Source organism: Pseudomonas sp. BIGb0278 (assembly GCF_024809895.1).
GTDB lineage: Bacteria > Pseudomonadota > Gammaproteobacteria > Pseudomonadales > Pseudomonadaceae > Aquipseudomonas > Aquipseudomonas shirazensis.
Map to the genome: position 1 here is coordinate 1,360,907 of NZ_JANUEL010000001.1, position 26,551 is coordinate 1,387,457.

Consider the following 26,551-nt stretch of genomic DNA (forward strand, 5'->3'; position numbering starts at 1 on the left):
GATTTGACTCATCGGTCAAACTTTCATGAGCGCAATCGATAGTCGGCAGGCACCCTCCAGAAGCCCTCAAGACCCTGCGAATGCGCGCAGATAAGGCTCGATATCGACGTCGTCAAGCTGGTCACTGCGCAGAAAACGCTCGCCGTACTCGCGGTACACACCGCTGCTTAAAAATAGGCGGAACAGCCCTGGGTCGATGTGCTGGTCGCGGGCCATGAAGCCGAGAATCTTGACTGACTCCGACAACGTCTTGGCTGCCTTATAGGGCCGGTCAGCGGCACTCAGTGCCTCGAAGATATCGGCAATCGCCATCACTCGTTCGGCGATGCTCATGTCGTCTTTCTTCAAGCCACGCGGGTAGCCGCTGCCGTCCATCTTCTCGTGATGGTTGCCGGCAATCTGCGGTACGCGCTTGAGGTGGCTGGGCAACGGCAAGGTGTTGAGCATGATGATGGTCTGCACGATGTGCTCGTTGATCTTGAAGCGCTCTTCGTCAGTCAGGGTGCCGCGACGGATACTCAGGTTGTGCAGTTCGCCATAGTTGTAGGCATGGGTCGGCAGGCGCATGTCAAAGCCCCAGGTATTGCGTGGGTCGTGTTTGTCGACTGGCGGCTTGCGCTCACCCCATGGCACCAGGTGGTCGACACGGTCAGCCAGTAGTTGCTCAGGCGCCGGCAGCAATGCCGAGGCCACTGGCGCCAGGCGTTCTGCCTCGTCACGGGACAAGCCCAGGCGGTTATCGAAGTTGCGCAGCCACGGGCGCGAACCAATGATACGCAAGCGCTCGATATCGGCATCGGACATGAACTCGCCGCCGATGTTGGCATTGGCGATAAAGGCGAACTCTTCCTGCAACTGCGCCCGGGTATTCTCCAGCGCTACTTGCAGCGCCTGCTGCTCGCCACCCTCAGCCAGGCGCTGCCAATAGAGCAACTCGGCATCGCGCCAGAGCACTTCGAAGCGGGTGCGGATCTCGTGGATGCGGTTGTTCAAGGTCTCCAGCTTGGTCGCCTTGTCGACTACGTACTCTGGGCTGGTGACCTTGCCGCAGTCATGCAGCCACGCCGCGATCCTGAACTCATAGCGCTCCAGCGCGCTCATGTGAAACTGCGCGTAAGGCCCACTGTTTGCGGCGATGACACTGTCCATGAGCATTTGCGCCAGCACCGGCACCCGCTGGCAGTGGCCCCCGGTATAGGGGCTTTTGGCATCGGTGGCATCCGCGAGCAGCTGGATGATGCCGTCGAGCAGGCGTTGCTGGGCCTCGATCAACTGGCGTGTCTCTATGGCCACTGCGGCCGCCCCGGACAGCTCCTCGACAAACTGGCGAAATGCCGGTGCAATGCCGCCCGAGTGCAGCTGCGCCGGGCCCAGTTGCAACACCAACAGCCCAAGGCGCTGCCCGCTGCGGTCATTCAGCGCCACGGCCATGGTCGGTGTCTGGCCAGGCATCGCCTGCTCCACTGCGCTATTGAGTTGATGCGGCTCGTGCACGCCAAGCTGCAGGTCAGCGGGATAGCGCTCATCGCGATAGTGGGCAGCCAGGCGTAATACCTCGCTGTCTTCGCCGGCCAGATAGACAGCACCGCTGGTTACGGCAGTCGCCTCCACCAGTTCACCCAGCACCTGGCGAAGCATATCTTCCAGATTGGTTTCCCGGCTCAGGCTGAGGGTGATCGCCTGGAAGTTGTGAATGGTGCGCGACATGCCGCCGAGCACCTCGCTCAGCGCGCTGACCTCGCTGATCCGCGACTCGACCCCGACGCGCCGGCTGAAGTCGAAACTGGCCAGAGCCTGTACTTGCTCGGTCAGCGCCTGCAGCGGCTGGCCAATGCGCCGCGCCAGGGCCCAGCCGACCAGCAGCAGGACCCCGATCAGAACAATCGCCCAGCGCGCTTCGGCCATCAGCATCTGCCGCGCGCCGCCCAGTAGCTCAGCCGCGGGTACTGCGATCAGCAGGCGGATGTCGTGCTGGGTGAATGACGAAAGCGGAACCTGCACGCCGTACCAGTCCTGGCCGGCCGCCTGATAGTGGACCGGGTCTGCGCTCTGGTAATTGTTGACGAACAGCCAGCTGAGGCTGTCGACCGCCAGCTCGTCCAGGCGCGACAAACGCAGCGCCGCACCGTCCTGGACCACTACCCGCTGCAGGTCTGGGTAAAACACTACCTCGCCGTCACTGCCCACCACCGCCATCTGCGTGCCGGGGGTCGTGCGCAGGTCAGCAACTTCGCCGCCCAGGTCGTTGACCGAGGCGTCCATGCCCAGCACTGCGTGCCCAGTGATGCTGCGTTGGGCAACCGTCAGGCCGATCTCCTTGGTGGTGAAAAAGACATAGGGCTTGGTCAACTGGGTAGTCGCGCTGGCCAGGCCCTCGACAAACCACGGCCGCGTACGCGGGTCAAAGTGGTAGTCCGGTTTGGCCAGCGTTTGCAGCAGCGTCAGCCCTCTGTCGTAAAAGCGCCACTCACCGAGCATCTGCCCACTGCCGTCCAGGCTGATGCTTTGCAACAGGTACGCGGCACCTGCGGGCGCATGCACGCTCTGGCTGTCGGCCTTGTCGCGCAGCGCCCGTAACAGCACGAACTCGCCATTGGCATAGCCCACATACACCGCGCTGAGCATGCTATTGGCGTCCAGGCTGGCCGCGAGCAAGGGCAAACGATCAAGCCGTTGCTGCAGCGTGACGGCCTCGGCAAGCGAGTCATGGGCAAGCAGACGGATCGAGCTGAGTACCGGGTTGATCAAACGCTGCGCCCGCTCGTTGATGGTGCGCGCCAGCTGGCGACTGGTGTCGGCCGATGCAGCCAGCAAGGTGTGCTCGATGCTGCGGTAGCCCTTGTAGGCCAGCACTGCCCCAAGCGTCAGCGTACTGAACATGATTGCCAGGCCAATCAGCACTTGCAGGGAGAAGCCGCGGCGTGAGGTGTTCAAGGGTCTGGACCTTCTTTGGCATTCGTTGTAATCCGCAGCTCGAATGCCCGCCGCGCCTGTTCCAGCTAATCCTAGCCCAACTCTTTACTTACGCATGGCTGGACTATGCTGATTGACGGTTGCCCAGGTGTGCCAAGTAACAGCGCTGTCATGTACTGGACTCGGCTGCGCTCATTACATGAGCAATGCGGGCCACAGGGCAACTCGCATCACCCTGTTTGACACCAATCGCAACGCTGCAGCTCGATAGTTTGAAAGGCCGCGCGACGTGGCGATTCCCCCTCGGCAGTGTGATCTCGTCCGAGATCGGTCCACAAGGAGCAACAACATGAAGTCAAAGTTACTGCTGACCGCGTTGTGCGTGGCAACACTTGCAGTGTCTGGCTGTGCCAGCAAGTACGTCGAGTCCAACCAGTATTCTGGATTCCTCAAGGATTACAGTTTGCTCAAGCAGGAGACTTCACCTTCCGGTGCGCCGGTGATGCGCTGGGTCGATCCGAAGCTCGATGCACGCCGCTACACCAAGGTCTATATCGAACCGAGCCAGCTGTATCCAAAGCCGCAGCCCACGGCCAAGATCCCCGCCAGCACCCTGCAAGGCATCACCCAGTATTACGATCAGGCCCTGCAGCGGGAAATGGCCAAGGTCATGCCGTTGGCCAAGGGACCAGGCCCGGAGGTGTTGATCGTGCGGCCGGCGATTACTGGGGTGAGTGCGAGCACCAAGAGCCTGCAAGCCTATGAAGTGATCCCGATTGCCTTGATCGCAGCCGGCGTGAGCACCGCGACCGGCATCCGTGATCAGGACACCAGCCTCGCCACTGAAGCGGCCTTCATCGACGCGGCCGACAACAAAGTGGTGGCGCAGGTGGTGCGCAAAGGTGCGGGCGCCGAACTGGATAACGCCGACCAGGTCATGCAGACCAAGGATGTGAAAGCGGTACTCGATGGCTGGGCCAGAGACATGGCCAAGTCGTTCGAGCAGGTCAAAGACAAATAGTCCAAGGTTACAACCGCAACAGGGCTGCTCTGGCCTGCAACGTCAGCCAGAGCAGCCCAGTGTGGACTCAAACTACCTGTCGGCGTCCATGCGCTTCAGCCTTGGGGACCTTGCGCTCATGCCCTTGACGCAGGCGCAGGGCAGCCAGCGCGGCGAGCACCAGGATCACCGCGATGATTTTCATCCCGTCCATGGCGTTACCTGTCGTTTGCTCGATCAGGCCCATCACCGACGGGCCGACAAAGCCGCCCAACAGCCCACATGAGTTGACGAAGCCCAGCCCACCGGCCAGTGCAGCGCCTTTGAGGCGTGACGCCGGGTACAGGAAGATGATCGACTGCACCACAAAGAACATCAGCGCCGACAGGCAGAAGCCCAGCAGGCTCAGCACCGGCCCTGCCAGCGAGGCGATACCCAGCCCGGCGGCCATGGTCAGCAACCCGCACACCAGCATCATCCGCGCCCGCTGCGGGGTCGTGGCAAAACGCGGCAGCGCCATGGCACCCACGGCTGCGGCGATCCACGGCAGCGAGGTCAGCAAGCCGATCTGCAGCGTGGTCAACTCTCCGTATTTGCCGATGATCCCCGGCAGGAAGAAGATCACCGTATACACAGTGATCTGATGGCAGAAGTACACCAGGATCGCCAGGAAGATCTGCGGCGTCAGGCACTGCTTGAGCGAATGGCCGCCCTGCCCTGCACCTTCCTCCTGCTCAGCCGCCAGGCCGCGTTCGATCTGCTCGGCTTCAGCCGGGCTCAGCCACGGCGCCTTGCTCGGCCGGTCCGGCAGCTTCGTCCACACGACATAGGCGAAGAACACCGCCGGCAGGCCTTCGAGCATGAACATCCACTGCCAACCGCGCCAGCCCCAGACGCCGTCCAGCTGCATCAGCAACGCGCCCAGCGGGCCGCCGATGATATTGGCGAAGCACACCCCCAGGAGGAAGTAGCCAATCGCCCGCGCACGTTGCTCGCGGCCGAACCAATAGGTCAGATAGAGCATCACGCCGGGGAACAGCCCCGCCTCGGCGACGCCCAGCAGCAGACGCAGGATGTAAAACGAGGTTTCGCCCTGAACAAACGCCATCGCGGCCGAAATCAGGCCCCATGTCACCATGATGCGGGCGATCCAGAAGCGCGCGCCGACCTTGTGCATGATCAGGTTGCTGGGTACTTCCGACAGCGCATAGGTCAGAAAGAACAAGCCGGCGCCCAGCCCATAGGCCGCCGCCGAAATGCCCAGATCCACATCCAGCTGATGCTTGGCCAAAGCGATGTTGGTGCGGTCGAGAAAGCTCAGGATGTACGCCGCAATCAGCAACGGCATCAGCTTGATGAAGATGACCTTGTTCAGCGTGGCTGAATCACGGGGTGTGGCAGCGCTATCGATGTTTCTTGTAATTGTCATCGCACAAACCTCATGGCTTGAGTAGCCGGTGAATGCTGAAGGTGCCGGCAGCCGGGCCCAACGCCCCGCTGCACAGAATCCGCGAGGTGACGCCGGGGCTAGAAGTCGACCTTGTCCTGGCCTTTGAGGTCGAGCATTTCCCGGGCTTCATCCGGCGTTGCTACGCGCGCGCCGAGCGCTTCGATCACTGTCCGGATGCGTTTGACCTGGTCGGCATTGGATGCGGCCAGTTGGCCCGGGCCGTCCCACAACGAATCCTCCAGGCCAACCCGTACGTGGCTGCCCATTGCCAGGCCCATGGTACCCAGCGGGATCTGATTGCGCCCGGCGCCCAGGATCGACCACTGATAAGCGTCGCCAAACAGCCGATCAGCCGTACGGCGCATGTGCGCAAGGTCTTCCGGGTGGCCACCGATACCGCCGCGCAGGCCAAACACTGACTGGATGAATATCGGTGCGTTGAGCAGGCCGCGCTGGAGGAAATGCGCGGCGGTATACAGGTGGCCGATGTCGTAGCACTCGATTTCGAAGCGGGTACGGTTCTCGGCACAGGCGTTGAGTATGTGCGCGATGTCGCGGAAGGTATTGCGGAAGATCCGGTCGTCACTTTCTGCCAGATATGGCCGCTCCCAGTCATGCTTGAACTCGGTGAAGCGCTCGAGCATTTCGTACAGGCCGAAGTTCATCGAGCCCATGTTCAGTGAAGCCAGCTCCGGCTTGAGCTGAGCCACCGGCTGCAGGCGCTCTTCAACGCCCATGGTTGGCGCCCCGCCGGTGGTGATGTTGATGACGACGTCGCTCTTGGCCTTGATCTGCGGCAAGAACTGGCGGAACAGGTCGACGTCCTGGCTGGGCCGGCCATCGATCGGGTCACGTGCATGCAGGTGGACGATGGCAGCGCCGGCTTCGGCGGCACCAATGGCGGCATCGGCAATTTGCTGCGGGGTGATCGGCAGATGCGGCGACATCGACGGCGTGTGAATAGCGCCAGTGACCGCGCAGGTAATGATGATCGGGCGTTTTCTGGACATGCGAATTTCTCCATTCTTGTTCTTGGTGAGAAAGTGAATACGTCAGCAGCAGGGCTGCAGCCCCGCCGTTACTGCATGAGGGTCGAGCCGTTACAGGTACTCGACGTTGCCATCCACGCTGATGGCCTGGCCGGTCACGTTGCGTGCCGCCGGTGAACACAGGAACAGCGCCATGGCGGCGACGTCTTCGGCGGTGACCATGCGCTTGAGCGAGATCTTCTGCAGGTATTCGTCACGCATCGCCGCTTCAGGCACGTTCAACTGCTCGGCCCGGGCGCGAATCACGCCGTCCATGCGTGGCCCTTCGACGATGCCCGGGAGCAAGGCGTTGACGCGGATATCGCTCTCGCCCAGCTCGCTGGCCAGGGACTTCATCAGCCCAACGATCGCCCATTTGGTTGCGGCATAAGGCGTACGCCAGGCGTAGCCGAGGCGCCCCGCCACCGAGGCGATGTGAATCAGGTGGGCATTCGGCGAGGCTTTGAGCAGCGGCACCGCATGGTGGGCGAAGCGATATTGCCCGGTCAGGTTGATATCGACGGTGCGCTGCCATTCTTCGTCAGTGACGGCGTCTATGCCCGCCGTCGGCCCGGCGATCCCGGCGTTGTTGATCAGCACATCGAGGCCGCCGAACTGCTCGCGCTGGACCTTGAACACGGCTTCGATCTGCGCTGGGTCGCCGACATCGGCCTTGGTTGCCAGGCTATTCGGGTAGCGATCACGAAACGCCGCCAGGGCCGCTTCGCTGACATCGCAGACATGCACCTTGGCGCCGGCCTCCATGTACGCCGCAGCCAGCACCTCGCCGATGCCGGCGGCGCCGCCAGAGATCAATACGCGCAGGCCGCTGTAGGGAATCAGTCGGTTAAGAACGCTCATGCTTTTTTAACTCCTGAAGCAGGCGACCTGGAACGGTCGCTCTTGACGATCAGGCGTGCCAGCGAGTCGGCCGCCTGCATGATGTCGTCGGTGACCGCCGCCCGCGCAGCGGCGCCATCACCGGCCTGCAAGGCTTCGACGATGCGGTTGTGCGCCTCCATCGAGCGTTGCAGGTGGGCCTTGTCCGGTGCGACCAGGGCAAAGCATGGGCCCATGTGCAGCCAGAAGTTCTCCACCGCGGCGACGGTCAGCTCGGCGTTGGCCACAGCGTAGATGCGCCGGTGAAAGGCAAAGTTGGTCCACAGATAACGCGCCACATCGACGTTGTCGGCGGCGTGCTGCATCTGTTCGCAGAGTTGGGTGATCTCGCTCAGGTCGCGCTGGGTCAGCAGCACCACGGCTTTCTCGGCCAGCAAGCCTTCCAGCGCTACCCGCGCGTCGCGGATTTCGCGCAGGCGCTCCGGCGTCATCATGCGCACCCGCAGGCGGGCTGTTTCGGTGACTTCAAAGGCGTTTTCGGCACTCAGGCGGTTGAGCGCCTCTCGCACGGGCATCGGGCTTGAACCCAAGGCTTCGGCCAGGCCGCGGATGGTCAGCTTCTGGCCGGGCTGAAAGCGGCCGCTCATCAGCGCTTCACGGATCTGGCGGTAGACCTGGTCCTGCAGTGTGTCGCGCGACACCGGGCGCATTACCGGCAGGAGGGTTGGGCGATCAGTCATGGGCAGACTCACATATTGGCGTTGTTATGGCTTCAATATGTGATCACAAATAACATATGTCAATTGGTTTCAGCACGACAGTGGGTTTGGCCCTAGAACGTCGGGGCGCTTTGCGCCCCCAGCAATGCCGGCTAGCGCATTGCCCAAACCTGCGGATTGACCAGATTCTGTGGGCGCTGGTCAGCCAACGCACAGAGCAAATTGTCTACCGCGCAGCGGGCCATGGCCTGGCGGGTTTCGTGGGTCGCCGAGCCGATGTGCGGCGTCGCCACCACGTTGTCCAGTTGCAGCAAGGGCGAATCCGCCGCCAACGGCTCTTTGACGAACACATCCAGCCCGGCCCCGCGAATGCGCTGCTCACGTAGCGCTTCGATCAGCGCGGTTTCATCCACCACCCGGCCACGTGAAATGTTGATGAGGATGGCCTCGGGTTTCATCAGGCTGAGTTCCCGCGCGCCGATCAAACCCTCGGTCGCGGCACTCAACGGCACCGTCAGGCATACAAAATCCGATTCCTGCAGCAGCCCGTCGAGGCTGCGACAAGCGGCGCCATAAAGGGCCTCGACGGCAGGCTTGGGCTGACGGCTGTGATACACCACGCGCATGCCAAACCCTGCAGCCGCACGCTTGGCCAGTGCTTCACCGATGCGGCCCATACCAACGATACCCAAGGTCTTGCCGTGCACATCGGTGCCGAAGTGAGCCGGCCCCAGGTTGGCCTGCCAGTGCCCTGCCCGCACCCAACTGGCAAGTTCGACCACCCTGCGCGCCGTCGCCAGGATCAAGGCAAAGCCAGTATCGGCGGTGGTTTCGGTAAGCACATCGGGGGTATTGGTGAGGACGATGCCGCGTCGGGTCAGGTCAGCGATGTCGTAGTTGTCGACCCCCACCGAGACGCTGGCCACCGCTTCCAGCTGCGGCGCCAGGTCCAGCAGGCTGCTGTCCAGGCGCAGGCTGGCCCCGAGCAGGCCATGGGCGTGGGGCAAGGCATCGCGCAGACGGGCCAGGCCATCCGCCTGCGCGGTGTCGACGAAGATCACTTCGGCCTGCTCGCGCAGGCGGCCGAGCAAATCATCGGACAAGCGCTTGTAGAGGACTATGGTCTTTTTCATGGCAATTCCTTAATGATTCAGTGCCAGGCCGCCAGCGCGACGCTTGGGCTGAGCCTGGGGTGTACGCAGTGCGACCGTGAGGGCAACCGCCGTCAGCAGCGCACCGCACATGAACAGGTAAGAGGCGCCTGGCCCGCCGGTGGCGCCATTCAGGTAGCCCACCAGCCACGAGCCACCGAACGAGCCCAGTGCGCCCATGCTGTTGATCAAGGCCATGGCCCCGCCTGCGACGTTGCTCGGCAGAATCTCCGGCACGATCGCGAAAAACGGCCCGTATGGCGCATACATGCAGGCTCCGGCCAGGACCAGCAGAGCGTACGACCACCAGAAGTGCTCGCTGCCCAGCGCATACGAGCCGTAGAACGACAGCGCGGCGATCAGCAGCGGTGGCCAGACAAAACGCTTGCGCTTCTGCAGCCGGTCCGAGGCCCACGACACGCCGACCATGGCCAGCACTGCCGCCAGATACGGCACCGATGACAACCAGCCCGCCGTGACGATATCGACATTGGCGGCCTGCTTGAGGATCGACGGCAGCCACAGCACAAAGCCGTACACGCCGATGCTCCAGCAGAAGTACTGCAACGACAGCACGATGACCTGCGGCGAGCGGAACGCCTCGCGATAATTCTTCACCGGTTTGATGCCCTGCTGCTCAGTCGCCAGCGCCGCTTGCAACTGGTCCTTCTCGTGCTGGCTGAGCCAGCTCACCTGGGCCGGTTTGTCCGCCGCCAGGCGCCACCAGATAAACGCCCAGAGCACCGCCGGCAGGCCTTCGATGATGAACATCCAGCGCCAGTCGTAATGCTTGATCAGGTAGCCCGACACCACCGACATCCACAGGATCGTCACCGGGTTGCCGAGCATCAGGAAGGTGTTGGCCCGCGAGCGTTCGGCGCGGGTAAACCAATGGCACAGGTAGATCAGCATCGCCGGCATCACTGCCGCCTCGACCACCCCGAGGAGGAAGCGGATGGCGATCAGAAAGTACACATTGCTGATCATCCCAGTCAGCGTCGCCAGCCCACCCCAGAGGATCAGGCTGACGAAGATCAGCTTCTTGACGCTGCGTTTTTCCGCATAGATCGCCCCGGGCACCTGAAAGAAGAAGTAGCCGAGAAAGAACAACGCACCGAGCAAGGACGACAAGGCCGGGGTGATCTTGAGGTCGTCGGCCATGCCGGAGGCTGCGGCAAAGCCGTAATTGGCGCGGTCCAGATAGGCCAGGCTGTAGGTAATGAACACGATCGGGATGATGTACCACCACCGGCGACGCGCGAGGCTGGTCGTTTGCATGAGGTGTGCTCCTGAGCTTGGTTGTTTTTGTTGCACCAGGTGCCGGCTAACCGGCGATCAGCGTTTCAGGCGCAGCTGCGCCGGTTGTACAGTTCCAGTTCACTGCGCAGCGGCAGGCCTTCCATATCCCCGCGCGACTGCACCGCGCGGCTGCCGCACCAATTGCCGCGGGCAACCGCTTCACCCAGTGGGTAGCCTTCGAGCAGGCCACTGAGCACGCCCACTGCAAAGGCATCGCCCGCGCCGACGGTGTCGACTACCTGCGCAACAGCGAATGCCGGCACCCAGCCCTCAGCCTCTGCGCTGCAGAAATAAGCGCCCTCGCCGCCCAGCTTGATCACCACAAGCTCGACGCCTTGCTGCAGATAAAACGCGGCGATGTCAGCTGGGCTTTGTCGACCGGTGAGCAAACGGCCCTCTTCAAGGCCTGGCAGCACCCAGTTGGCTTTGACTGCCAGCGCGTTGACCTCGCGGATCATGCTGGCCTGGTCAGGCCATAACGATGGGCGCAGATTGGGGTCGAACGAGATGCTCCGGCCAGCGCTGCGCATGGCGTCGACCAGGCCATGCGCCAATGCCCGGCAGCCGGCCGACAGCGCCAGCGGAATGCCGGTGGCATGCAAATGTTCGGCGCTGGTCAACTGTGCGTTCAGCAACTGCGGCGACATATGGCTGGCAGCCGAGTTGCGGCGGAAATATTCGACGGCGGGGTCGCTGCCATCATCGCAGCGGGCCTTGAGCTGAAAGCCAGTGGCATGCTCGGGGTCGACTTGTACCGCCGAGCAATCCAGGCCCTCCTTGAGCAGGCTGTCCAGCACGAAGCGGCCCAACGAGTCATTGCCGACCCGGCTCAGCCAACGCACCTTGAAGCCCAGCCGCGACAAACCGATCGCAACATTGCTGTCGGCACCGGCAATGCGTTTGCCGAACTGGCCGACCTGCGCCAGTTCACCGGTTTGTTCGGCGACGAACATGGCCATGGTCTCGCCAAAGCACAACACGTCATGGTCAGGCATGGCTCACCTCCGCCGTCAGCGCAAGCCGAGCCAGGTTGTTGACCTGGGCACGAGTTACCGCCAGCAGGTCGTCACCGACCAGAGGAAACTCGACCGCGCGCACCACTGCCGGGCTGAACTCGCTGAACATCTGCTCCCAGGCCAGCAGATCGGCTGCGCGTGGCGGCACTGCGACCAGGCGGCCATTGGCCTGGCGCTCGACCGCCTTGCAGTGCACATAGCGCACCCAGCGGCCCAGCTCGTGAGCGGCTTGAACCGCCGACTCACCCTGCCAGCGCCAGTTGCCAATATCGAAAGTCATGCCCAGCGCCAGTGCGATGGATTCACAGCGCAGAAGAAACTGCAGCATCGGTTCGATCCGCCCGCCGTGCGCAGTCTGGTCGTTTTCAACCAGCAGCATTGGGCCATCCGCCGAGAGTTGCGCAGCCAGCGCCGTCAGGTCACAGCCCGGCTGATAGTGACCAAGGGAAACCTTGAGTGCCACCGCGCCCACGGCCCTGGCGGTCTGTAGCTTGGCAGGCAACGCCGGGTTCAATTGGCCGTCCTCCAGCCACAGCTCCAGCGGCGAGGAATACAGGCATTCCATGCCTGAGGTGCGGATTGCGGCAGACAGCTGTGGGCAGTCCGGCGGGCTGGCGAACAGTTCTTCGCGCAGCTCGACTCGACTGACGCCGGCCGCAGCCAGCAACGGCACGAAACTGGCCTGGCCACGCTGGCGGACCAAATCGGCGCCGTAGCTGGAAAGGCTGATGGAAACGGGGTTCGAGCGCATTGTTATTGTCCTTATGAAACCGGTTTCATTTCGATGCAACGCAAACGGACGTTAGTCCGTTGTTCAAATACGAGGGTTGGTCGATCCGCGAATGATCAATTCGGCCTTGAGGTCGATGCGCTGCGCAGCAGCGTTACCGCCACGCAACCGCTCAAGCAGGCAGTTGAAAGCCAACGCGCCGATGCGTTCGGTAGGTTGCGCCAGCGCGGTAATGCCGCTGCCAACCAATGGGTGCCAGTCGAGTTCGTCGAGGGCGATCAGGCCGACATCCTCGAACAATCTGCAGCCGCGCTCGTGCAAGGCGCGAGTGACGGCCAGGGTGGCCACGCCGTTGAAGGTGAAAATCGCTTGCGGGCCATGCCCGCTGGCACCGAGGAAATTGCCCAGACATGCGGGCAAATCAGCCGCACACTCGAGGATCTGCTGGCGCATGCCGGGGCGGCGATTGATCGATGCGGTAAAGGCCTGCACCCGTTCCAGTCGCGAGCTGGTGCCATCCAGCGGCTCGCTGACTGCCAGAATGTCGCGGTAGCCGCGAGCCTGCAGGTGGTCCAGCGCCTGCTCGACTGCGTCGGCGTTATCCAGCCCGACCATGTCGGCATTGAGCTGCGGCACCTGACGGTCGACCAGCACCATGGGGATATCCCGGTGCAACGCCAGCAGCTCGCCCTGGTGGTGGCCGAGGGTGTTCACGATCAGCCCTTCGACGTTGTAGGACTGCAGCACGCGCAGGTGATGGCTCTCTTGCTCGTCATCGCGGTTGGTGTTGCACAGCACCAGGCTGTAGCCGTGCTCGCGACAGGCAGTTTCAACGCCGCGCATCACGGCCACTGAATAGGGGTTGAGAATGTCGGCGACCAGCATGCCGATCAGGCGCGTCTGGCCGCGCTTGAGGCCCCTGGCCATCTGGTTTGGCCGGTAGCCAAGACGCTCGATGACCTCGGCCAGATGCTGCGCAGTGGCATCGGCGAGCAACTGACGGTCGCCACCGATATAACGCGACACGGTCGCCTTGGATACGCCGGCGACCCGTGCAACCTGGCTGATGGTGACCCGCTCACGCGGGCTGGACGGTGTATCGGTCATCTGAGGTCTCTTGTGATTATTGTTTGAGACGGGTTATGAAACCGGTTTCAATACATCAAAAGTCGAGATCTAAGTCACCTACCGTTCGTCGGATCTGCTCTGCACATCACGCTACCCTGTCGCCAAACCAGCGCAGGGCAGCGCGCTGCGGTTAGCCCAGATCGTTGATGCACACCACTTTCGGCTGGGTCATATCTTCATAAGCGAAGCGCACCCCTTCCCGACCGAGGCTGCCGTACTTGAAGCCGCCAAAGGGCATGGCATCGAAGCGATAGTCCGACGAATCATTGATCATCACCCCACCTGCTTCGATCTGCCTGGCAAGCTTCAACGCCTTGGCCAGGTCACGGGTGAACACTCCGGCGTGCAGGCTGTATTCCGGAGCGTTGGCCAGCGCCACTGCTTCGTCCAGCTGGTCGAACGGCTCAAGAATCACCACCGGCGCAAACACCTCTTGCTGCCAGATCTGGCTGGCATGACTGACCTGCTCCAGCACCGTTGGCGCGTAACTGGCGCCCTTGCGCTGGTGACCGCAGAGCAGCTGCGCACCCTCGCTGAGCGCCTCGTTGACCAACTGTTCAGTGCGGCGCGCAGCCTGTTCGGTCACCATCGGCCCGACATCGGTTTCACGCAGGGCCGGGTCTCCCAGCACCAAGGCCCGTGCCTGGGCGACAAAGCGTGCGCGGAACACTTCATAGATCGGCCGTTGCACCAAGATCCGCTGGGTGCCGATGCAGTTCTGCCCCGCCGCCCAGAACGCCCCGGAGACACACGACTCGACCGTGGGTTCCAGGTCGCAATCTTCCAACACCAGCACCGGCGCGTTGCCGCCCAGGTCCATCGCCAGCTTTTTCAGGCCAGCACTGCGGGCAATTGACTCGCCGGTAACAAAGCCGCCGGTGAACGACACCATGCGCACCTCGCGCAGTTCGACCAGCGCCTTGCCCAACTCGACACCACCGGTCACGGCAGTGACCACCGAGTCCGGCAAACCCGCCTGCAGCAGGCATTCGACCAGCTTCAGGGCCGACAGCGGCGCCAGTTCGGACGGTTTCAGGATCAACCCATTGCCACCGGCAATCGCTGGCCCGAGCTTGTGTGCGACCAGATTGAGCGGGTCGTTGTACGGCGTGATCGCGACGATTAACCCCAACGGCTCTCGGCTGAACCAGCCCTGGCGCGATTCAGAGCCCTCATAGGCCTCGAACGGCACCACCTCACCGGCATTGCGCCGCGCCTCTTCAGCCGACAGTTTGAGGGTGTTGATGCAGCGTTTGACCTCTTTCTCGGCCTGGCGCAAGGTCTTGCCGGCCTCGGCGACGATCAATTCGGCAAACGCCTGGGCTTGCTCCTGCACCCGCCGCGCCGCCTCCTCCAACACACGTGCGCGCTGATGGCGCGGCATTGCCGCGGCCTGGCGCACACCTTGGCGGGCACGCTCGAGGATGGCCGGCACCGCACTGGCATCCAGGCACGGCACGCTGCCGATCAGGCGGCCGTCGTAAGGGCTGAACACATCGATCTGCTGCGCTTCGACCAGTTGCACATTGACCTTGCTGGCTACGCTCATGGCTGCTCTCCGCTTACTGCTGCTGGCTGGTGTGGATGGCGACGATGTCCGAGAGCAAGGCAAAGGCGGTTTCGATCTTACCTGCACCCGGGCCGGACACCGTGACTGCACCGACCAGCTCAGTGGTGAACGAGACCGCATTGGTTGCCCCGCTGATACCGGCCAGTGGGTGGCTGAGCGGCAACAAACGTGCAGCGACGCTGGCTTGCACCGAGCCATCGGCCTGGCACTGGGCCGCACCGATCAGCTTCCAGCACTGGCCATTGCGGCTGGCGGTGGCGATGTCTTCAGCGCTGATGTTGCTGATACCCGAGCAGGCGACGTCGCTGATCTGCAGCTTGGCGTTGAGCAGTTCGTTGGCGAGGATCACCACTTTCAAGCGCACGTCATAGCCATCGACGTCGGCGCTTGGGTCAGCTTCGGCGTAGCCCAGTTGCTGCGCCTGTGCGACCGCCGCAGCAAAGCTCAGGCCTTCCTGCATGCGGGTCAGAACATAGTTGGAGGTGCCGTTGAGGATGCCTTCGAAACCTTGCACTTCAGCGCCGGCCAGCGCTTGCCTGGCCAGGCGAATCACCGGCGTACCGCTCATGACCGAGCCTTCGTACTCGAAAGCGACGTTGTTGCGCTGCGCCAGCGCCTTGAGCTCACTGCCGTGCAGGGCAATCGGGCCCTTGTTGGTGGTGACCACATGAATGCCGCTTTCCAGCGCCCAGCGGCAGAAGGTGGTGGCGGGCTCGCCGTCGACAGGATTGGTGAAAGTCGCCTCCGCGATGATGTCAGCGCCGGATTGCTTGATCACTGTCTCGGTGAAAGCTTCGGCGGTGCCACCGTGCAGCTTGGCAAAGGCGCCTTTCTCGGCTGGCAGGGCCACCAGCTGGGCGGCATCGAGACCGTCGCGGTTGACGATCGAGCCAAGGAAGATATCGCTGACGCCAACGATCTTCAGGCTGAACCCCAAACTTGCCTGCCAGCAGGCATTACGTTCGGCAACCAGTTGCGCCAGGCCACGGTTGACCCCACCAAAACCCACCAATGCAATTTTATATTCAGTCATGTCTGCGTTGCTCTCAGGCGTTGTTTGATGGAGTCAGCCTAAGGCTTCACCGCAGTCAGTTGAATTGGTCAGAATGCTGCATTTGTTGGTCGTTTTGCTCGCCTCAGTGCTCGGCCGAGAGCACGAACGAGGTCACTGTGTTTTCCACCCCGGACATGCCGGCGATCTCTTTCCAGACCATGTGCACACGCTCGGGCGAGGCGGCATTGACCCGCAGCATCAGGTCGAACTCACCGCTGAGCACTTCGCATTGGACCACCTCGGGAATGCCGCGCAAGCCGGCCAGCACATCGGCGCCGCGCATGCGGTCATAGCGGTAGACAAAGATCACCGCGCTGATCAATGACGAGGCCCGCCGCGAGTCGCCGAGGCGGATGGTATAACCCTGGATTGCGCCATCGCGCTCCAGCCGCTCGATCCGCTGGCGCACCGCGTTACGCGACAGATTGACCTTGGCGCCCAGCTCGGCGTGGCCGATACGCGCATTGGCGGTCAGCTCGGCCAGGATATGTTCGTCCAGTGGATCAAGAATGCGCTTCATGGCCGCGCCTGCGTTGCTTGGCGCAGCGCCTGGATCAAGCTGGCCAGATCGCCCGTTTGCAGGCCTGTGCGCACCTCGTCCGGTTCGGCCAGGACGGCAACCGGGCCAGGCCACACCCCAAGCTCCGCCAGCAGGCCAGCCGATTTGCTCGGCGCGATTTGCCCGAGGGTGACCATCGGCGCGCCCAGGCTGCGTCGCTGAATCCGCCCAGACAACGCGCCCACGGCAGTATGTGGATCAACCGCCGCGCCGGTCTCGGCAAACAAGCGCAGGACCTCTTCGCGAATCTGCAGCTCCTCAACCGCATGTGAGTCGAACAGCACCCGCGCCCGTAACCATTGCTGATTGCCGATGCTCAGCTCACCGCACCCCTCGAAGTGCTCCATCAACGCCCTCATCGCATGGCCATCATGGTCGTACAGCTCCCAGATAAACCGCTCGAGGTTTGAGTACAGCGAGAAGTCCATCGCCGGCGACGAGGTGCGGCTGCTTTGCCGGGTCGAGTAGCGGTTGCGCTGGATGAAGTGATGCAGGGCGTCGTTGCTGTTGGTCGAAACGATCACCTGGTTGATCGGCAAGCCCATCTTCTGCGCGATGTAGCCTGCGTAGATTTCGGCAAAGCTCGCCGCGGGTACGCTGAAGGCCACCGGCCGCGTGCCGCCGCCAAGCTGCAGCGCGGCGTGAAAGTAATAGACGATCTGCGCCAGCACCCCGACCCAGTTGGTCGAGTTGAAGCAGATCGGCGTCACCTCAGGCAACGGCCACTGGCGCAGCAGGCGCGACACCAGGGTCTGACAGTCGTCAAAACTGCCCGCTACCGGGATCAGCGCGACCTGTTGCGGGTTTGCCTGGTGCAAGGCCGCCAACTGCGCCGGCGGCACACCCTGCTCGGGGTACAACACGGCCAGTTGAGCGTTGGCGCAGCCAGCAAAGGCCTCGATCGCGGCCAGCCCGGTCTCGCCGTTGGTGGCACCGATCACCAGCGCCCTGCCCTGTTGTTGCGGTAGAAAGTGCGCAACCAGGCGCGCCTGCAACTGCGCAGCAAAGTCCTTGGACGACTGCGTCGGGCCATGGAACAGCTCCAGAATCCATTCGTTATGGCCGATCTGCCTTAACGGCGTGATCGCCCGATGATCGAAGTCGCGGTAGCTGTCACTGAGCAGCGCGCGCAACGCAGCTTCGTCCATTGCTCCGCCCACGTAGGGCGAGACCACCCGCCAGACCAGCTCGTCGAACGGCAGCCACGACCAGCTGCCGATCTGCTCTGGAGTGTATTGCGGCACGGCCTGGGGCACGAACAAGCCGCCATCGTCGGCAAGCCCGGAGAGCACTACCCGGCGAAAATCGGCCAGCCCAGCTGCGCCGCGGGTGCTTACGTAATGCATGGTGACTCCTGATAAGAGCTACGCGATAAGGTCTACAAATGGCGATGGGCCTGTGCCACCAGCCAGGTGGAAAATGCGGCGGCCTCGGCGCTCAGGGTTTCGCCCTGGGCGCGGACCAGATAGAACGATTCGCTGGCTTCGATACGCTGGCTGAACGGCGCGACCAGCGCGCCAGACGCGAGCAGATCCTCGACGATGGATGAGCGCGCCAAGGCCACGCCCTGGCCCAGCTCGGCCATGCGCAGGGTGGAAACCATGGTGTCGAACTGCAAACCGCGCGAGTAATCCACGGCATCGGCACCGACTCGCTTGAGCCAATAGCCCCAGCCCTCTTCATAACCCAGCACATGCAGCAGTGCATGCCGGGCCAGGTCGCGCGGGTGTTGCAGGGGAGCGGCGGCGAGCAGCGCCGGCGAACAGACCGGTTGCAGCACATCCCAGGTCAAGCGCTGCGACACCAGCCCCGGCCAGCTGCCGGCACCCCAGCGGATCTCCAGGTCATCTTCACCGTCAGGCTCTTTCACCCACAGGTTGCTGATGAACCGGATGTCGATCAGCGGGTGCTCTCGGCAGAAATCCGCCAGCCGCGGTGCCAGCCAGTACTGCAGAAAACTCAAGCTGCCACGCACCTTCACCGGGCGGCGCTGGTTGTGGCCGAAGATCTCGTTGGTGCCTACCGCCAACCGGCTGATGGCGTCCTGCACCACCGGCAGGTAGGACTGGCCTTCTTCGGTCAGGCCCAGCCCGCGTGGCAGGCGCTTGAACAACGCGACCCCAAGGTGGCTCTCCAGCTGGCGGATCTGCTGGCTGACCGCGCCTTGGGTCAGGCACAGCTCCTCGGCCGCGTGGGTGAAGTTGAGGTAACGCGCCGACACTTCGAACGCCCGCAGCCAATTCAGCGGCGGTAGGGTTTTTTGATTCATCGGCGCAACCTCTTCGGCAATTGACTGCGTGCACTATCGCTTGTGCGGCTCAGGCGGCGCTAGCCGGACGCTGCACGCCAGCCTCGGCGCGCAGGCGTTGCGCACGTTTGTTGCGGGTCACCCAGTAGACGAAGTAGCACCAGGCTATGAACGGCAGACCGAAGTACAGCGCTACCCGTTGCGCCGGGTCAAAGGCGATGCCGATACAGGCCAGCAGGCAGCAAGCGATCGCGCCCAGGGGAACCCAAGGATAGCCACGCACGCGAAAGTGCAGATCTTCGACCCGGCCGCCGTTGGCTACGTAATGGCGGCGGAAGGCAATCTGGCTGGCGGCAATGCTCATCCACACCACCACCACGGCCAGCCCCGAAATCGACACCAGTGCCAGGTACACGGTATCCGGCGCCAACACACTGCTGAGCAACGAGGCCACGGCGCCGGCCATGCTCAGGATGATCGCGTTGACCGGCGTGCCGCGGCGCGACAGGCGTGCATAGCACTTGGGCATATGGCCCTGATCGCTGAGGGTCCAGAGCATCCGCGAGGCGGCATACAGGCCGGAGTTGGCCGCCGACAGCAGCGCGGTGAGAATCACGAAGTTCATGATATCGGCCGAGTACGGAATGCCGATCAGCTCGAACACCAGCACGAACGGGCTTTCGACCAGGCCGGCCTGTTCGCGCGGCAGCAAGGTGGCGAGCACGAAGATGGTGCCGACGAAGAACAGCGCCAAGCGCACGATGGTGGTGCGGATCGCCTTCGGCACACTGGTCTGCGGGTCGGCCGCCTCTCCTGCGGCAATGCCGATCAGCTCGGTCCCGGAGAACGCGAACGACACCGCCAGCAAGGTCATGGCGATCGGCAGGAAGCCGGTGGGGAACAACCCTTCACGGGTAAAGTTGCTCAGCCCCGCGCCCTGCGCATGCTGCACATCGAACAGCCCGCAGATCGCGCCACCGCCGATGGCGATGAACACCACCACGGTCAGGACCTTGATCAGCGACAGCCAGAATTCGGTTTCGGCAAACAGCCGCACCGACACCACATTGCTGATGAACACCGCCAACGCAAACAGCGCGCTCCAGATCCACACCGGCGTTTCCGGGAACCAGCGCACCATCAGGATGCCGGCTGCGGTGAACTCCGAGCCGATGGCCACCGCCCAGGTCAGCCAGTACAGCCAGGCTACGGTGTAGCCGGTGCCGGGGCCCAGGTAGCGAGTGGCGTAGCTGCTGAACGAGCCGGTTTCCGGCATCTGCACGGCAAGCTCGCCCAGGCAGACCATGACCAGATAGACCATTACCGCGCCAATCATGTAGGCGATCACTGCGCCCAGCGGGCCGGCCTGGTTGACGGTGTAGCCGGAAGTGAGGAACAGGCCGGTGCCGATCACACCGCCCAACGCCAGCATGACGATGTGGCGGGTTTGCATGTCTTTGTTGAACGCAGGGCCGCTGCCGGCCTGTGCGTCATTGTGCTCAGAGTGCATGGTTTTATTCTCATGAAAGTGATGGCGAACCCGTCCCGCCGCGATGACGCCACGGTGAGTTCGGCAGCCAGCAGTTGTTGTTATTGTCGGTTTTCATGAAGCGACCTGGCGACGTTTTTATCGCCAGGCCTTGAGCTCACGCTAGGCGTGCACTGCAGTGCACTGAGGTTGCGTACGCTGTCGCTCGCGCAACACGGTGCAGGCATCACGCAGGTCCGCGAGCAGGTCGGCGGTGTCTTCGATACCGACCGAGATGCGCACCAGGCCTTCGGAAATGCCCAGTGCCTGACGCTCTTCCAGGGTGTTTTCAACATGGCTGGTGGTGCGCGCCGGGCCATAGATGGTTTCGACCGCCCCCAGGTTGCCGGCACGGTGGGCGTATTTGAGCAGCGGCAGCAACTGCGCTACATCGCGCATGCCACCTTTGAGCACGAAGCTGACGATCGCGCCAAAGCCACGCATCTGCGCGCGGGCAATGGCATGCCCAGGGTGCTGGGCCAGGCCCGGGTAGTTGACTGCTTCGACCAAAGGCTCGGTGCACAGGTACTCCGCCAGCGCCTGGGCACTCGCTTGCTGCTGACGCAGGCGCAGGGCCAGCGTCTTGATCCCGCGGATGATCAGGTAGGCCGAGAACGGGTCCAGCGCAGCACCGTTGATTTCGCGGTAGTGGCGCACCTTGCTCATCAGTGCTTCAGCGCCGCAGGCAATACCGCCCAGCACATCGCCGTGGCCGGAGAGGAACTTGGTCGCGCTGTGCACCACCACGTCAACGCCAAGCGCCAGCGGGTTCTGGTTCAACGGCGTGGCGAAGGTATTGTCCGCCACCACCAGCGCCCCTACCCGCTTGGCCGCTGCGACCAGGCGGCGGATGTCCAGCACCTTCAGGGTCGGGTTGGTGGGGGTTTCCAGGTACACCACGTTGCAGCCACGGGCGATCTCTCGCTCGATGGCCTCGGTGTCGTAGGTGTCGCACAGAGTTACCTCAACGCCCATTCGCGGCAGGAACTCTTCGAAGATCTTGTTGGTACCGCCATAGCTGTCGCGGGTCGACACCACCCGTTGGCCACAGGCCAGCAGGCTGTGCAGCACGCCACTGATGGCGGCCATGCCGGAGCTGAAGGCGACTGCGGACTCGGCGGCCTCCAGCGCGCACAGCTTGTCTTCAAGCACGGCAACGGTGGGGTTGCTCATGCGGCTGTAGATAAACCCAGGCTGATTGCCCAGCGCCACGTCATACCAGGTATCGATATCGTCGTAGCCATAGGCGGCGCTGGCCACGATCGGTGTCTGGGTAGCGTTGTAAGGGTGGCTGACCTGCTCGCCGCCCCACACTACGCGGGTGCCGGCGCCGACCTTGGCGTCGAGGGTTTTCTTGTTGTTCATAGCCAGTCTCGCATCAAGGGAGCACGTCGGTGCTCCGTTTGGGTATGCGAGGACTATAGGGAAGGCCAGCAGCGCTGAAAAACGATGTAATGCTGGCCTGAGGGCGGTTTATTTTAATGGCTGGAGTGTTTCACAGCTGAAAGCGTTTCATCATCCCGTTCAAACCAATCGACAGGTTGGCCAGTTCCTGGCTGGCTGCGCTGATCTGGTCGGCGCCTTCCGAGGTCTGCAGGGCCAGATCGCGGATGTTCAGCAGGTTGCGATCAACCTCGCGCGCGACTTGCGCCTGCTCTTCGGTGGCGCTGGCCACTACCAGGTTGCGCTCGTGGATGGTCGAGGCGCCGTTGGTGATCTCATCCAGCGCCTCGCCGGCCAACTGCGCCACTTCGAGGGTATGCGCAACCTGCTGACTGTTGCTGAGCATCGAGTCGACCACCCGCGCGGTGCCGGTGCGGATGGCATTGACCATTTCCTCGATCTCCAGCGTCGAGCTTTGGGTACGCGCCGCGAGCGCTCTGACTTCATCGGCTACGACCGCAAAGCCTCGGCCAGCCTCACCGGCCCGTGCGGCTTCGATGGCCGCATTGAGCGCCAGCAGATTGGTTTGCCCGGCAATCGCACCGATCACATCCAGCACCTTGCCCACCTCCTGCGACTGCACCGACAACGCCTCGATCTGCGCCGAGGCCTCCTGCACGTCATGGCGCATCTTGCCAATCGAGCGAATGGCTTCGGCTACCCGCTCGCGCCCGCGCTGGGCCGCTTCTTCGGACTCGCGTGAAATGCTCGAGGTGCTGACGGTGTTGCGCGCCACCTCTTCCACCGCCACGCTCATCTCGGTGACTGCCGTAGCGGCTTGCTGGATCTCGTCGGTTTGCCGGCTGAGGTCAGTGGAGGTCTGCCGAGTGATCGCCGACATCTGTTCACTGGCTGCTGCCAGTTGCTGGGACGAGTCACCGATCAGGCGCAGCGCATCCTTGAGGCTGGCCTGCATGGCCGCCAATGCACGCATCAACTGGCTGGCTTCATCGTTGCCGCTAGCCACCACCGCCTGCGACAGGTCACCGGCGGCGATGTCCTGGGCCACGGCAATCGCCTCACGTAGCGGGCTGACAATGCTGCGGGTGAGCAGCCAGGCCAGGCTGATTGTCAGGAGCAGCACCAGGCCGACCACGCTCGCAGTCAGCCACAAGGCGCGCTGATAGTCCTCGCGGGCCTCGGCGGTATGTGCGGCGGCCGCCTCGCTGCTGAGCTTGACCAGGCTGTCATACAGCTCTCCGGTGCGGGTGGAGATATCCTGCATGGTGCCGCTGAGCATGCCCTGCATCGGCTCCAGCCGATTCTGATCGGACAAGCCCTTGTACTGGTCGAGCAGTACCCGATATTGGCTGATCAATTGCTGCATCTCGGCAAACACCGGCTTGGCCTGCGCCGGCATCACCGCGCTGTAGCCCTGCAAGCCCTTGTCCAGCAGGCCTTTGAGCTCCTCCAGGCGCGCCAGGGTGGGCGCCAGTTGTGCAGGCTGACGGGCGATGGCCATGCGCATGGTGATGATACGCAGCCCCAGCATGTGGCTGCGCACTTCGCCCAGGTAGCGCGTGCCGACGTTGGTCACCTGTTCGGTGTACACCACCGCTTCGCGCATGGTGGAGATCTTGTTGATGGAAAACACGCCGAGGATCACCACCAGTGCGGCGATCAGGCTGAAACTCAAGTAAGAGCGAGTGGCAATATTCAAGTGGCGCAAGGACATGGCTAGACTTCCGAATGCGAAGGGTGAGCTGCACTACCCATTACGTTCGGCGCCTTTTGGCCAAAATTGAGCGCTCAAAAGCGGATCATGCTCGATAATCGAACAGTTCCAGCGTGGCGCTCAGCAATCCGCCTGAGTGTCCTCGCCCGGGGCGCTGCGCCGCGCTCGGCGGCAGCGCTCAGAGCAATATTTCACTTCATCCCAGCACCGCTCCCAGCGCTTGCGCCAGCTGAACGGCAAGCCGCAGACCGGGCAGACCTTTTGCGGCAGATGGGCTTTTTTCAAAGCATTTCTCCTGCGTCGAGCCTGGCCAGCAGCGTCTCACCACGCTGCCACAGCGCTTTCCGGCGTTGCGGGTCCATCCCGGCCAGGCCGCGATAGACCTGCGCCAGCCGCGGGTTGAGCGCCAGTTGCTGTTCATGGCGCATGAGGAAGTGCCAATACAGCGCGTTGAACGGACAAGCCTGCTCGCCCAGCGACTGCTCGACCTGATAAACGCAGTTGCCACAGTGGTCGGACATCCGCTGGATATAGCGGCCGCTGGCGCAATAGGGTTTGGAGCCCAGGTAGCCGCCGTCGGCATGCATGACCATGCCCAGCGTGTTGGGCAACTCGACCCACTCGAAGGCGTCCAGATATACCGCCAGGTACCACTCGCAGATCTGCGCCGGGGCGATGCCGGCGAGCAAGGCAAAGTTGCCGGTGATCATCAGCCGTTGAATATGGTGTGCGTAGCCCAGCTCGAGGGTCTGCCCGATCGCCTGAGCCATGCAGCGCATGCCGGTGTTACCGGTCCAATAGAACTCGGGCAGCGGACGCAGGTTGCCAAAGGTATTGAGCTCGGCGTACTCCGGCATGCGCAGCCAATAGATGCCATGCACGTACTCGCGCCAGCCGATCAGTTGGCGGATGTAGCCTTCGGCCGCGTTCAGCGGCACGCGGCCCTGGCGGTAAGCGGTTTCGACATCGCTGCACAGCTGGCGCAAATCCAGCAGGCCGATGTTCAGCGCCGCGCTGATGCGTGAATGGAACAGAAACGGCTCACCTTCAGCCATGGCGTCCTGATAATCACCGAAGGCGGCCAGGCCGAAGTCGAGAAAGTGCTGCCAGAGCCCCTGCGCCTGGGCATGATCGACTGGGTAGTCGAAGCCGTCGACCTTGCCGTAGTGGCTGGCAAAGCGCTCGCGCACCAGCGCCACCACCGCTTGGGTGATCGCGTCTTGGCTGAACCGCGCCGGGAACGCCCCGCGCAGGGTGCGTGGCAGGCTCTTGCGGTTGTCGCGGTCAAAGTTCCAGGCGCCGCCCAGCGGGCTGCCATCGTCTTCGAGCAGCAGCCGGCAGCGCTTGCGCATCGACCGATAGAATTGCTCCATCCGCAGCTGCTCGCGGCCTGCCGCCCAGCGGGCGAAGGCCTGGCGCGAGCAGAGAAAGCGCCGGTCAGGGTGCCACACCTGAGCTACCGGGCAACTGCGTAACGCTTGCTCAAGGCGCCACTCGCCGCATTCGGTGAAGTGCACTTCGCTTGCACCAAGCTCGGCCTGCCAGCGTTGGACTTCGCCGGTCAGGCTATGGGTATTGCCGGATGCATCGAGTTCAACATAAATCACTTGCCAACCATGCTCACGTAAAGCTTTAGCAAAGTGGCGCATCGCACTGAAAACCATGATTATTTTTTGCGGATGATGCGGCACGTAGCTCGCCTCTTCCTGCACTTCGGCCAGCAGCAGGATGTCACGCTGTGGGTCCAGTGCCTGGATCGAACTCAGGTCGAATGACAGCTGGTCACCGAGTATCAGGCCCAGTCGCGGAGTACTTGCGGCTACCACGTCTGCTCCAGTGACAATGGCAGGCGCAATGGCTCGATCTGGCCTTCGCGCTGGCCGCACATCTCATCGTGGACCACATGCTGGACGAGCACGCAGCGCATTGCCGGGAAGCCCGCGAGCAAACTGCGCAAGTGCGTCGACGAGCGCAGGTGCATCGGCCTGCCGCCCTCACCGGCCAAAGTCTGCAGGCCTGTTGTGGTACGCACCCTGAGCAGGTAAATACCGCCCTCCAGGGACAGCAGCTCAAGCTCGTCGACTGAATCCGCATCAGCAAGACTGCGCAACTGCTGCAAGGTGATCGAGGTAGTACGGGTAGCGTCGGTCATGTGGGAGCTCCCTGTGACAAAATGGCGATTCTTGTACAATTCGCAATGCGTGTATAAGTCTATAGCCTAGACGCAAAGATATCAGCAGCCACCGCGCATGGAGCTCTCATGAACAGGTTCAACCCCCGCAAACTGGCGCTGTCGAAATGGACAGCACGCGCGCCGCAAAACCGCGAGAAGCACTTCATCGTCACCCAATTGCTGTGTGATGACGAAGGCACGCCGCTGCAAGTCGAGCTGCAGGCGGTGCTGACCGGGCGCAGTGAAGTGTTCGACTGGCAGGAACTGCGCGACTCCACCCGGTGGCTGCTGGGCTGGAAGTGAGCCTGACCACGAACGGGACACTTAAGTTCTCATACTTGTACAACAATAAATATTTGTACAATTATTGGCGGTAGTGGCTTAATGGCACCTCCTGTGTGGGCACCGTGCCAACACGCAGATTTTGTCCCCGAGGCCCGCCGCCATGTTTATCCGCGCCAGCACCCACCAGCAGTTGTTGCATGCGGAACACACCCGTCAAGCCGCGCTCGAGGCCGAAGTGGCTGCGCTGCGCAAGACCGTCGCCACGCTTCAGTACGAGCATGGTGTAGCCCAGCAGCACGCCCAGGGACAGGCCAGCTTCATCAACGCCATTGAACGTTCGATGGCCGTCATCGAGTTTGCTCTCGACGGGCGCGTGATCAATGCCAACGCCAACTTCCTCAAGGTCATGGGCTATCGCCTGGATCAGATACGCGGTCAGCATCACCAGATGTTCTGCTCTGTCAGCGAAGCGAAAAGTGACGCCTATCGCGAGTTCTGGGCAGCGCTGAATCGTGGCACGTTCAAGGCAGGCCAGTTCCCGCGCCTGGACAGTCGCGGCGCCACGGTCTGGCTGCAGGCTACCTACAACCCGCTGTATGACGAGCACGGCAAGCTCTATGGCATCGTCAAGTTTGCCAGTGATATCACCCCTGAGATCGAGCAGCGCGAGGCCGAATCGCAAGCTGCACTGGTGGCCTTCGAGACGTCGCAGCACACCGATGAGTGTACCCAGCAGGGTTCT

General features: G+C 62.8%; 23 protein-coding genes and 1 pseudogene. 3 read left to right on the plus strand and 21 right to left on the minus strand.

Going from position 1 to position 26,551, the window contains the following annotated elements:
• Positions 1-66: 66 nt before the first annotated feature.
• A complete protein-coding gene (locus tag M2396_RS06200) occupies positions 67-2,934 on the minus strand; it encodes an HD domain-containing phosphohydrolase (RefSeq protein WP_409035079.1) in 2,868 nt (955 codons plus the stop codon).
• Between the two features lie 328 nt (positions 2,935-3,262).
• Between M2396_RS06200 and M2396_RS06205 the strand changes: the two genes are divergently transcribed.
• Complete coding sequence (locus M2396_RS06205) at positions 3,263-3,934, plus strand: DUF3313 domain-containing protein (protein WP_259073858.1); 672 nt, start codon at positions 3,263-3,265, stop codon at positions 3,932-3,934.
• Positions 3,935-4,001: 67 nt separating this feature from the next.
• Here M2396_RS06205 and M2396_RS06210 read toward each other — a convergent pair whose 3' ends face one another.
• From M2396_RS06210 to M2396_RS06305, 20 genes are all read right to left on the minus strand, one after another.
• On the minus strand, positions 4,002-5,342 hold the full coding sequence (locus tag M2396_RS06210; RefSeq protein ID WP_101319243.1) for an MFS transporter: 1,341 nt from the start codon (positions 5,340-5,342) through the stop codon (positions 4,002-4,004).
• Between the two features lie 98 nt (positions 5,343-5,440).
• The gene (locus M2396_RS06215; protein WP_259073862.1) at positions 5,441-6,373 is read right to left on the minus strand and encodes a 3-keto-5-aminohexanoate cleavage protein; all 933 of its coding nucleotides are present in this window, start codon (positions 6,371-6,373) and stop codon (positions 5,441-5,443) included.
• Between the two features lie 90 nt (positions 6,374-6,463).
• The gene (locus M2396_RS06220; protein ID WP_101319239.1) at positions 6,464-7,252 is read right to left on the minus strand and encodes an SDR family oxidoreductase; all 789 of its coding nucleotides are present in this window, start codon (positions 7,250-7,252) and stop codon (positions 6,464-6,466) included.
• Complete coding sequence (locus tag M2396_RS06225; protein WP_101319237.1) at positions 7,249-7,971, minus strand: GntR family transcriptional regulator; 723 nt, start codon at positions 7,969-7,971, stop codon at positions 7,249-7,251. Before M2396_RS06225 ends, M2396_RS06220 begins: the two co-directional genes overlap by 4 nt.
• Positions 7,972-8,102: 131 nt before the next feature.
• Complete coding sequence (locus tag M2396_RS06230; protein ID WP_220633579.1) at positions 8,103-9,083, minus strand: D-glycerate dehydrogenase; 981 nt, start codon at positions 9,081-9,083, stop codon at positions 8,103-8,105.
• A gap of 9 nt (positions 9,084-9,092) precedes the next feature.
• A complete protein-coding gene (locus tag M2396_RS06235; RefSeq protein WP_188035885.1) occupies positions 9,093-10,379 on the minus strand; it encodes an MFS transporter in 1,287 nt (428 codons plus the stop codon).
• Between the two features lie 65 nt (positions 10,380-10,444).
• Positions 10,445-11,395: a sugar kinase gene (locus tag M2396_RS06240; protein ID WP_150569304.1), complete on the minus strand. Its 951-nt coding sequence runs from the start codon at positions 11,393-11,395 to the stop codon at positions 10,445-10,447.
• A complete protein-coding gene (locus tag M2396_RS06245) occupies positions 11,388-12,167 on the minus strand; it encodes a sugar phosphate isomerase/epimerase (RefSeq protein ID WP_188035884.1) in 780 nt (259 codons plus the stop codon). Before M2396_RS06245 ends, M2396_RS06240 begins: the two co-directional genes overlap by 8 nt.
• A 63-nt stretch (positions 12,168-12,230) precedes the next feature.
• Positions 12,231-13,253, minus strand: a complete 1,023-nt coding sequence (locus M2396_RS06250; RefSeq protein ID WP_101319227.1) for a LacI family DNA-binding transcriptional regulator — start codon at positions 13,251-13,253, stop codon at positions 12,231-12,233.
• A 151-nt stretch (positions 13,254-13,404) separates the two neighbouring features.
• The gene (locus tag M2396_RS06255; protein ID WP_259073871.1) at positions 13,405-14,823 is read right to left on the minus strand and encodes an aldehyde dehydrogenase family protein; all 1,419 of its coding nucleotides are present in this window, start codon (positions 14,821-14,823) and stop codon (positions 13,405-13,407) included.
• Positions 14,824-14,836: 13 nt separating this feature from the next.
• On the minus strand, positions 14,837-15,877 hold the full coding sequence (locus M2396_RS06260; RefSeq protein ID WP_259073874.1) for a homoserine dehydrogenase: 1,041 nt from the start codon (positions 15,875-15,877) through the stop codon (positions 14,837-14,839).
• A 103-nt stretch (positions 15,878-15,980) separates the two neighbouring features.
• Positions 15,981-16,418, minus strand: a complete 438-nt coding sequence (locus M2396_RS06265) for an Lrp/AsnC family transcriptional regulator (protein WP_103437263.1) — start codon at positions 16,416-16,418, stop codon at positions 15,981-15,983.
• Positions 16,415-17,803, minus strand: coding sequence for a threonine synthase (gene thrC, locus M2396_RS06270; RefSeq protein WP_259073876.1), 1,389 nt, complete (start codon positions 17,801-17,803; stop codon positions 16,415-16,417). The genes M2396_RS06265 and thrC overlap by 4 nt, the downstream gene beginning before the upstream one ends.
• A gap of 32 nt (positions 17,804-17,835) precedes the next feature.
• Entirely contained in the window at positions 17,836-18,726 is an 891-nt protein-coding gene (locus tag M2396_RS06275) for a LysR substrate-binding domain-containing protein (RefSeq protein WP_101319216.1), read from the minus strand.
• A 49-nt stretch (positions 18,727-18,775) separates the two neighbouring features.
• Positions 18,776-20,215: an amino acid permease gene (locus M2396_RS06280; protein WP_103437260.1), complete on the minus strand. Its 1,440-nt coding sequence runs from the start codon at positions 20,213-20,215 to the stop codon at positions 18,776-18,778.
• Positions 20,216-20,356: 141 nt separating this feature from the next.
• Positions 20,357-21,598, minus strand: coding sequence for a cystathionine gamma-synthase family protein (locus M2396_RS06285; protein ID WP_150569312.1), 1,242 nt, complete (start codon positions 21,596-21,598; stop codon positions 20,357-20,359).
• A gap of 130 nt (positions 21,599-21,728) precedes the next feature.
• Complete coding sequence (locus M2396_RS06290) at positions 21,729-23,351, minus strand: methyl-accepting chemotaxis protein (protein WP_259073878.1); 1,623 nt, start codon at positions 23,349-23,351, stop codon at positions 21,729-21,731.
• 120 nt (positions 23,352-23,471) lie between these two features.
• Positions 23,472-23,636 (minus strand): DUF2256 domain-containing protein, encoded by a 165-nt coding sequence (locus tag M2396_RS06295; RefSeq protein ID WP_150572617.1) that lies wholly within the window; start codon positions 23,634-23,636, stop codon positions 23,472-23,474.
• The gene (locus tag M2396_RS06300; protein WP_259073882.1) at positions 23,633-25,177 is read right to left on the minus strand and encodes a cryptochrome/photolyase family protein; all 1,545 of its coding nucleotides are present in this window, start codon (positions 25,175-25,177) and stop codon (positions 23,633-23,635) included. The genes M2396_RS06295 and M2396_RS06300 overlap by 4 nt, the downstream gene beginning before the upstream one ends.
• Positions 25,171-25,476 (minus strand): DUF6482 family protein, encoded by a 306-nt coding sequence (locus tag M2396_RS06305; RefSeq protein ID WP_409035090.1) that lies wholly within the window; start codon positions 25,474-25,476, stop codon positions 25,171-25,173. Before M2396_RS06305 ends, M2396_RS06300 begins: the two co-directional genes overlap by 7 nt.
• 135 nt (positions 25,477-25,611) lie before the next feature.
• On the opposite strand from M2396_RS06305, the gene M2396_RS06310 reads away from it, so the two are divergent.
• Together M2396_RS06310 and M2396_RS24260 are read left to right on the plus strand one after the other, a co-directional pair.
• Positions 25,612-25,827 carry a TIGR02450 family Trp-rich protein gene (locus M2396_RS06310; protein WP_101319202.1) on the plus strand — a complete coding sequence of 72 codons (216 nt, stop codon included), beginning with the start codon at positions 25,612-25,614 and terminating at the stop codon, positions 25,825-25,827.
• Between the two features lie 142 nt (positions 25,828-25,969).
• Positions 25,970-26,470 (plus strand): annotated as a pseudogene (locus M2396_RS24260) (PAS domain-containing protein); the annotation flags it as partial.
• Positions 26,471-26,551: the final 81 nt, after the last annotated feature.

What these genes read in the sequence shown, in the direction of transcription:
- M2396_RS06220 (WP_101319239.1), bottom strand. Translation starts at nt 7,252, where the DNA reads ATGAGCGTTCTTAACCGACTGATTCCCTACAGCGGCCTGCGCGTATTG.
- M2396_RS06235 (WP_188035885.1), bottom strand. Translation starts at nt 10,379, where the DNA reads ATGCAAACGACCAGCCTCGCGCGTCGCCGGTGGTGGTACATCATCCCG.
- M2396_RS06260 (WP_259073874.1), bottom strand. Translation starts at nt 15,877, where the DNA reads ATGACTGAATATAAAATTGCATTGGTGGGTTTTGGTGGGGTCAACCGT.
- M2396_RS06285 (WP_150569312.1), bottom strand. Translation starts at nt 21,598, where the DNA reads ATGAACAACAAGAAAACCCTCGACGCCAAGGTCGGCGCCGGCACCCGC.
- M2396_RS06275 (WP_101319216.1), bottom strand. Translation starts at nt 18,726, where the DNA reads ATGAATCAAAAAACCCTACCGCCGCTGAATTGGCTGCGGGCGTTCGAA.
- M2396_RS06215 (WP_259073862.1), bottom strand. Translation starts at nt 6,373, where the DNA reads ATGTCCAGAAAACGCCCGATCATCATTACCTGCGCGGTCACTGGCGCT.
- M2396_RS06280 (WP_103437260.1), bottom strand. Translation starts at nt 20,215, where the DNA reads ATGCACTCTGAGCACAATGACGCACAGGCCGGCAGCGGCCCTGCGTTC.
- M2396_RS06230 (WP_220633579.1), bottom strand. Translation starts at nt 9,083, where the DNA reads ATGAAAAAGACCATAGTCCTCTACAAGCGCTTGTCCGATGATTTGCTC.
- thrC (WP_259073876.1), bottom strand. Translation starts at nt 17,803, where the DNA reads ATGCATTACGTAAGCACCCGCGGCGCAGCTGGGCTGGCCGATTTTCGC.
- M2396_RS06225 (WP_101319237.1), bottom strand. Translation starts at nt 7,971, where the DNA reads ATGACTGATCGCCCAACCCTCCTGCCGGTAATGCGCCCGGTGTCGCGC.
- M2396_RS06265 (WP_103437263.1), bottom strand. Translation starts at nt 16,418, where the DNA reads ATGAAGCGCATTCTTGATCCACTGGACGAACATATCCTGGCCGAGCTG.
- M2396_RS06245 (WP_188035884.1), bottom strand. Translation starts at nt 12,167, where the DNA reads ATGCGCTCGAACCCCGTTTCCATCAGCCTTTCCAGCTACGGCGCCGAT.
- M2396_RS06310 (WP_101319202.1), top strand. Translation starts at nt 25,612, where the DNA reads ATGAACAGGTTCAACCCCCGCAAACTGGCGCTGTCGAAATGGACAGCA.
- M2396_RS06290 (WP_259073878.1), bottom strand. Translation starts at nt 23,351, where the DNA reads ATGTCCTTGCGCCACTTGAATATTGCCACTCGCTCTTACTTGAGTTTC.
- M2396_RS06240 (WP_150569304.1), bottom strand. Translation starts at nt 11,395, where the DNA reads ATGCCTGACCATGACGTGTTGTGCTTTGGCGAGACCATGGCCATGTTC.
- M2396_RS06210 (WP_101319243.1), bottom strand. Translation starts at nt 5,342, where the DNA reads ATGACAATTACAAGAAACATCGATAGCGCTGCCACACCCCGTGATTCA.
- M2396_RS06255 (WP_259073871.1), bottom strand. Translation starts at nt 14,823, where the DNA reads ATGAGCGTAGCCAGCAAGGTCAATGTGCAACTGGTCGAAGCGCAGCAG.
- M2396_RS06250 (WP_101319227.1), bottom strand. Translation starts at nt 13,253, where the DNA reads ATGACCGATACACCGTCCAGCCCGCGTGAGCGGGTCACCATCAGCCAG.
- M2396_RS06205 (WP_259073858.1), top strand. Translation starts at nt 3,263, where the DNA reads ATGAAGTCAAAGTTACTGCTGACCGCGTTGTGCGTGGCAACACTTGCA.